At 70.7% G+C, this 6167-nt stretch carries 6 protein-coding genes; 4 read left to right on the forward strand and 2 right to left on the reverse strand.

Features of this window, described 5'->3' with window-relative positions; genetic code table 11:
- Positions 1–465: 465 nt before the first annotated feature.
- The 3 genes from E0D90_RS22565 to E0D90_RS22575 all read left to right on the forward strand — a co-directional run bounded on the left by E0D90_RS22565 (position 466) and on the right by E0D90_RS22575 (position 3656).
- Complete coding sequence (locus E0D90_RS22565) at positions 466–669, forward strand: cold-shock protein (protein WP_004986573.1); 204 nt, start codon at positions 466–468, stop codon at positions 667–669.
- A 438-nt stretch (positions 670–1107) separates the two neighbouring features.
- A complete protein-coding gene (gene groL / locus E0D90_RS22570; protein ID WP_103502125.1) occupies positions 1108–2736 on the forward strand; it encodes a chaperonin GroEL in 1629 nt (542 codons plus the stop codon).
- Positions 2737–3122: 386 nt separating this feature from the next.
- A complete protein-coding gene (locus tag E0D90_RS22575) occupies positions 3123–3656 on the forward strand; it encodes a sugar O-acetyltransferase (protein ID WP_130799853.1) in 534 nt (177 codons plus the stop codon).
- Positions 3657–3722: 66 nt separating this feature from the next.
- Here E0D90_RS22575 and murQ read toward each other — a convergent pair whose 3' ends face one another.
- The gene (gene murQ, locus E0D90_RS22580; protein WP_130799851.1) at positions 3723–4655 is read right to left on the reverse strand and encodes an N-acetylmuramic acid 6-phosphate etherase; all 933 of its coding nucleotides are present in this window, start codon (positions 4653–4655) and stop codon (positions 3723–3725) included.
- A 69-nt stretch (positions 4656–4724) separates the two neighbouring features.
- Positions 4725–5672 carry a MurR/RpiR family transcriptional regulator gene (locus E0D90_RS22585; protein ID WP_103502123.1) on the reverse strand — a complete coding sequence of 316 codons (948 nt, stop codon included), beginning with the start codon at positions 5670–5672 and terminating at the stop codon, positions 4725–4727.
- Positions 5673–5799: 127 nt separating this feature from the next.
- On the opposite strand from E0D90_RS22585, the gene E0D90_RS22590 reads away from it, so the two are divergent.
- Positions 5800–6102 carry a DUF4031 domain-containing protein gene (locus tag E0D90_RS22590; RefSeq protein WP_130799852.1) on the forward strand — a complete coding sequence of 101 codons (303 nt, stop codon included), beginning with the start codon at positions 5800–5802 and terminating at the stop codon, positions 6100–6102.
- The last annotated feature ends 65 nt before the right edge of the window (positions 6103–6167 follow it).

Below are 6167 nucleotides of genomic sequence, written 5' to 3' on the forward strand. Positions count from 1 at the left end.
GGGGCCGGCTGCCCCCCCGGCCGGCACGCCCGCCGGCCGCCGCCCGCCCCTCGCAGCACAGCGCATCGGACCTCCCCGGCCCCCGCCGGGGGACGGCCCGGTGCGCTGTCTGCTGCCGGGACCACGCTAGAGTGGCGGAACGCCCCCTTCCGCTCGTGTACCGAGCCTTGCGTGTGGGTGAAGCGTGTGACGCGGACTGAACTTTTCCGTGCCCGCTATGACCGTTTCGGCATTGATGTCCGGGCGGAAACATTCTCCTTTATGATCACTTTGTGTAATTTGACCGTTCTGATGCGTCAAGATTTCTCGCTCTAATGACCTGTTGCAGAGGGCGTCCGGACAGATACATTCAGCGGCGGTCGGTGCGTTCGACGCACACCCCCACACGGCCGGGGGTGATGTCGATGCCCGGTCCGGCCCCGCGAAAAGCGGGGTCGTGAAAGGCCGGCAAAAGGGGAGTACGCAATGGCTCAGGGCACCGTCAAGTGGTTCAACGCGGAGAAGGGATACGGCTTCATCGCGGTCGACGGTGGTGCGGACGTGTTCGTCCACTACAGCGCGATCCAGATGGACGGCTACCGCACCCTGGAAGAGGGACAGCGGGTCGAGTTCGAGATCTCTCAGGGCCAGAAGGGCCCGCAGGCCGACATGGTCCGGGTGACCGCCTGAACTGGCGCTCGCCGGACCACCCAGCCTGACATCGGGGCCCGTTCCTCCCTGCACCGGGGAACGGGCCCCGATGCGTGTGCGTGCGGCCGGCCCCCGGGTGTGCGCCCCCGGCGCGCCCTCTCTCGCGTCCTCCCGTCCGTCCCGGCGCGCCTCCTGCGCCGTCGCGGACGCTCTCCCGCCGTTGTCGACGTCGTCGCTGGTGGCGCGTGGTGCCGCCGTGGATCGACGTCCCCTCGGTCCTCAAGTGGCTTGCACTCGGAGGGGTCGAGTGCTAATCATTGGGCATTAGCACTCTGAGGGTGAGAGTGACAGATCAGGACCGGGTCGGTGAGGCTCGTATCCGGGGTGGAGCAAGGAACCACCCTTGTGCGTGCCGTCCGTCGCGGGCGCCAGCGCGGTCCGGAGCAATCCACCCCGTATCTGGGAGGACCCCTTCACATGGCCAAGATCATCGCGTTCGACGAGGAGGCGCGGCGCGGCCTCGAGCGCGGGATGAACCAGCTCGCCGACGCCGTCAAGGTCACGCTCGGCCCCAAGGGTCGCAACGTCGTGCTCGAGAAGAAGTGGGGCGCCCCCACGATCACCAACGATGGTGTCTCCATCGCCAAGGAGATCGAGCTCGAGGACCCCTACGAGAAGATCGGCGCCGAGCTGGTCAAGGAGGTCGCGAAGAAGACCGACGACGTCGCGGGTGACGGCACCACCACCGCCACCGTGCTGGCCCAGGCCCTCGTCCGCGAGGGTCTCCGCAACGTCGCCGCCGGCGCCAACCCGATGGCGCTCAAGCGCGGCATCGAGGCCGCCGTGGCCCAGGTCTCCGACGCCCTCCTGGAGCAGGCGAAGGAGGTCGAGACGAAGGAGCAGATCGCCTCCACCGCCTCCATCTCCGCCGGCGACACCCAGATCGGTGAGCTGATCGCCGAGGCCATGGACAAGGTCGGCAAGGAAGGCGTCATCACCGTCGAGGAGTCGCAGACCTTCGGGCTCGAGCTTGAGCTCACCGAGGGCATGCGCTTCGACAAGGGCTACATCTCCGCCTACTTCGCCACCGACATGGAGCGCATGGAGGCGGAGCTCGAGGACCCCTACATCCTCATCGTCAACTCCAAGATCGGCAGCGTGAAGGACCTGCTGCCGCTGCTGGAGAAGGTCATGCAGTCCGGCAAGCCGCTGCTGATCATCTCGGAGGACGTCGAGGGCGAGGCCCTGTCCACCCTGGTCGTCAACAAGATCCGTGGCACCTTCAAGTCCGTCGCCGTCAAGGCCCCGGGCTTCGGTGACCGCCGCAAGGCCATGCTCGGCGACATCGCCATCCTCACCGGTGGCCAGGTCATCTCCGAGGAGGTCGGCCTCAAGCTGGAGACCGCCGGTCTCGACCTCCTGGGCCGCGCCCGCAAGGTCGTCATCACCAAGGACGAGACCACCATCGTCGACGGTGCCGGCGACAGCGACGCCGTGCAGGGCCGGGTCAACCAGATCCGTGCCGAGATCGAGAACAGCGACTCCGACTACGACCGCGAGAAGCTCCAGGAGCGCCTCGCGAAGCTGGCCGGCGGCGTGGCCGTCATCAAGGCCGGCGCTGCCACCGAGGTGGAGCTGAAGGAGCGCAAGCACCGCATCGAGGACGCGGTGCGCAACGCCAAGGCCGCCGTCGAGGAGGGCATCGTCGCCGGTGGTGGCGTGGCTCTGCTCCAGGCCGGTGTCGTGCTGGAGAAGCTGGAGCTCACTGGCGACGAGGCCACCGGTGCCGCCGCCGTCAAGCTGGCTCTGGAGGCCCCGCTCAAGCAGATCGCGGTCAACGCCGGTCTCGAGGGTGGCGTCGTCGTGGAGAAGGTCCGCAACCTCCCCGTGGGCGAGGGCCTGAACGCCGCGACCGGCGAGTACACCGACATGCTGGCCGCCGGTATCCCCGACCCGGCCAAGGTGACCCGCTCGGCGCTGCAGAACGCCGCCTCCATCGCGGCGCTCTTCCTCACCACCGAGGCCGTCATCGCCGACAAGCCGGAGAAGGCCGGTGCCGCGGCGCCGGACCCGACCGGTGGCATGGGCGGTGGCATGGACTTCTGATCCCACCCGGATCGGAGAGTCCGCCGCGCGAGCGGCACCACAGCACCACACGCGGTACAGCGGTACAAGCGGTACAGCGGTACAAGCGGTATCCCGAGGGCGGTACCCCGGCAGCGGCCGGGGTACCGCCCTCGGGCGTGTGCGGGTCCGTGTGCTCATGCGGGCGCGTTCGCGTTCGCGGGTGTGCGGCGGCGGCCCGGCCGTGCCCGAGGTCCCGGCGCCACGTACGTCCGGTGAGCCGCCGCCCGCACCGGGTAGGGACGCAGAGCCGTCCACGAGGGACGGCCGAGGGTGAAGGAGCAGATGTGACCAGTCAGAGCGAGCGGACGGCCGCCGCCGGAGCAGAGGCCGTCGCCGGCGGAGGTGAACGCAGCCAGCGGGAGCGGATGCTCGCCGGTGAGCTGTACCTCGCGGACGACCCCGAGATCCAGCGGGAGCAGGCGCGCAGCGTCCGGCTGAACCACCGCTTCAACACCGCCGACCCGGAAGCCGCCCAGGACCGTCGGGCCGTCCTCGCCGAACTGCTGGGCGAGCTGGGGGAGGACGCGGAGATCCGGCCCCCGCTGCACGTGGACTACGGCACGTACATCACCGTCGGCCCCCGCACCTTCGTCAACTTCGGGGCGGTGATGCTGGACGTCGCGCCCATCACCATCGGGGCCGACGTCCAGATGGGCCCCAACGTGCAGCTGCTGACACCGACGCACCCGCTCGACGCCGAGCAGCGTCGCGCCAAGTGGGAGGCGGCCGAGCCGATCACCATCGGCGACAACGTGTGGCTGGGCGGCGGCGTCATCGTCTGCCCGGGCGTGACCATCGGGGAGAACACCGTGGTCGGGGCGGGCGCCGTGGTCACCCGCGACCTGCCGGCCGGGGTGCTGGCGGTCGGCAACCCGGCGCGGGTCGTCCGCGAACTCTGAGCCGCGCACCCCTCTCGGCGTGGCCGCGCTCGCCGTCCCCGGCCGGGGGCGGCGAGCGCCGGCGGGTCAGCCCTTCGCGGCGGCGGTCAGCGCCATCCGCAGATGGCCCCCGGCCTCCGCGAGCAGCCGTGCCGCCGTCGGGCCGTTCACCTCGCCGAGGACGACCAGGATGGCGTTCTTGACCTCGCCGTCCGTGGCCGTCAGGGCGTCCTCGATCGTCCCGTCGTCGGCGCCGGTCGCCAGTGCCACGATGCGCCGCGAGCGGGCCCGCAGCTTCTCGTTGGAGGCCCGGACGTCGACCATCAGGTTGCCGTAGGTCTTGCCCAGCCGGATCATGCAGATCGTCGAGATCATGTTGAGCACCAGCTTCTGCGCGGTGCCGGCCTTCAGCCTGGTCGAGCCGGTGACCAGTTCCGGACCGACCACCACCTCGATCCCGTGCTCGGCGGCCGCGCCCAGCGGTGAACCGGCGTTGCAGGAGAGTCCCACCGTCAACGCGCCCAGGCCGCGTGCGTGCTCGACCGCTCCGACCGCGTACGGGGTGCGGCCCGAGGCCGAGATGCCGACGACGACGTCGTCCGGCCCGACGCCCAGCCCGTCGATGTCGGCGGCTGCCAGCTCCTTGCTGTCCTCCGCCCCCTCGACCGCGGTGGACATCGCGCCCGGTCCGCCGGCGATGAGGCCGATGACCTCGCTCGGATCGGTGTTGAAGGTGGGCGGGCACTCGCTCGCGTCCAGCACGCCGAGCCGTCCGGCGGTGCCGGCACCGAGGTAGAGCAGTCGGCCGCCGCGCGCCATCCGCTCGGAGGCGGCGTCGATGGCGGCGGCGATCTGCGGCAGCTGCGCGGCGACGGCGGTCGGTACCGCGGTGTCCTCGCGGTTCATCGTCCGGGCGATCTCCAGCGTCGGCAGCTGGTCGATCTCGGCGAGCTCGGGACGGTATGCCTCGGTGGTCAGGGCGCCGAGCTGTGCCTGCAGTTCACCATAGGGAGTGGACATCAGGGGGCGGCTCTCTCAGAGGACTGGGCAGGGGTGGGGGAGGTGCCGGGCGGATGGGTGCCGCACGGCCTAACGTGTCTCGCGGGGCGAGTGGCGGTGCGCGAGCGCCTCGTAGCTGGCGTGCAGCGCGGGCGCCGCCGTCTCGTAGGTGCGCTGGGCGACGCCGATGAACAGGCAGTCGATCACCAGCAGCTGACTGGTGCGGCTCGACATGGCGGCCGGGCGCAGCTCGCTCTCGCGGGCGGTGGAGGTGGTCAGCACATGGTCGGCGTACTGGGTGACCTCGCCGTCGGGGCGGCCGGTGATGGCGACCGTCGTCGCACCGTGGTCGAAGGCCGCCTGGAGCGGCTCGATGACGTCCACCGTGCGGCCCGAGTGGGTGATCGCGATGGCGACGTCCCCCGCCCGCAGCTGCACCGCGTTGGTGACGGCCAGATGCGGATCGGCGTGGGCGTGGGCGACCAGACCGATCCGCAGCAGCTTCTGGGCGAAGTCCTGGGCGACCAGCGAGGAGGCGCCGACACCGTAGACGTCGATCCGGCGGGCGGCCGTCAGCGCGCTGACCGTCGCCTCCACCTGGCCGATGTCCAGTGCGCCGGCGGTGTCGGCCAGCGTCTGCCGCTCGTCCTGGGTCAGCTTGGCGATGACGTCGCTCAGCGGGTCGTCGACCGATATGTCGGTGGTGATCGCCGGTGCCGCGCCGGACGCCTGCTGGGCGGCGAGCCCGGCCAGTGCCAGCCGGAGGTCCCGGTAACCCGGATAACCCAGCAGCCGGGCGGTGCGGACGACCGTCGCCTCACTGGTGCCGGTGCGCTCGGCCAGGCCCGTCACCGTCAGCGCGGCGCAGCCCGCCGGGTCGGCGGCGACCGTCTCGGCCACACGCTGCATGGAGCGCGTCATGGAGGGTGCCATGGTCCGGACCTTCGCGGCCAGCGCGCCCGGCTCGGGCGGGGCCGGGCGCGGGGCAACCGGAGCGGGACGGGCCCGCTCGCCACGCCGGGCGAAATTTTCCTTCATAGCATTCCTCACAGGTGAAAGGTATTTTCGCGGGCTCGCTCCGTCAACCCCTCGTCGCTTCGAAGTGTGCGCGACTTTGGTCCAATAGGGAGAAGGCGGCATTGATCCTCGGAAGGAAGTGACCGTCATGACGGTCTTTATCGATCCTCCCGACTGGCCCGGGCACGGCAGACTATGGTCCCACTTGATCAGCGACGTCTCACTGTCGGAACTCCACGAATTCGCCTCCCGGCTCGGATCACCGACCCGGGCCTTCGACCGTGACCACTACGACGTACCCGCCGAGCACTACCGGACGGCGGTCGGACTCGGCGCCGTCGAGGTCGACACCCGGGAACTGGTCCACCGGCTGCACTCCTCGGGGCTGCGCCGCAGACGGCGGCTGCCGCAGCCGCCGGCGGGTGGGGGTGGTGGTGCTGTCGGCGGCTGACGAGCCGGTGCCGGTGCCGGTGCCGGTGCCGGTGTCGTGGGGCCGGGTATCGCGTGCCGGGGTGC

The organism is Streptomyces otsuchiensis (assembly GCF_004305975.1).
Lineage (GTDB): Bacteria > Actinomycetota > Actinomycetes > Streptomycetales > Streptomycetaceae > Streptomyces > Streptomyces otsuchiensis.

Coding starts and splice junctions, on each gene's coding strand:
- E0D90_RS22565 (WP_004986573.1), top strand. CDS start 466: ATGGCTCAGGGCACCGTCAAGTGGTTCAACGCGGAGAAGGGATACGGC.
- groL (WP_103502125.1), top strand. CDS start 1,108: ATGGCCAAGATCATCGCGTTCGACGAGGAGGCGCGGCGCGGCCTCGAG.
- E0D90_RS22575 (WP_130799853.1), top strand. CDS start 3,123: ATGCTCGCCGGTGAGCTGTACCTCGCGGACGACCCCGAGATCCAGCGG.
- murQ (WP_130799851.1), bottom strand. CDS start 4,655: ATGTCCACTCCCTATGGTGAACTGCAGGCACAGCTCGGCGCCCTGACC.
- E0D90_RS22585 (WP_103502123.1), bottom strand. CDS start 5,672: ATGAAGGAAAATTTCGCCCGGCGTGGCGAGCGGGCCCGTCCCGCTCCG.
- E0D90_RS22590 (WP_130799852.1), top strand. CDS start 5,800: ATGACGGTCTTTATCGATCCTCCCGACTGGCCCGGGCACGGCAGACTA.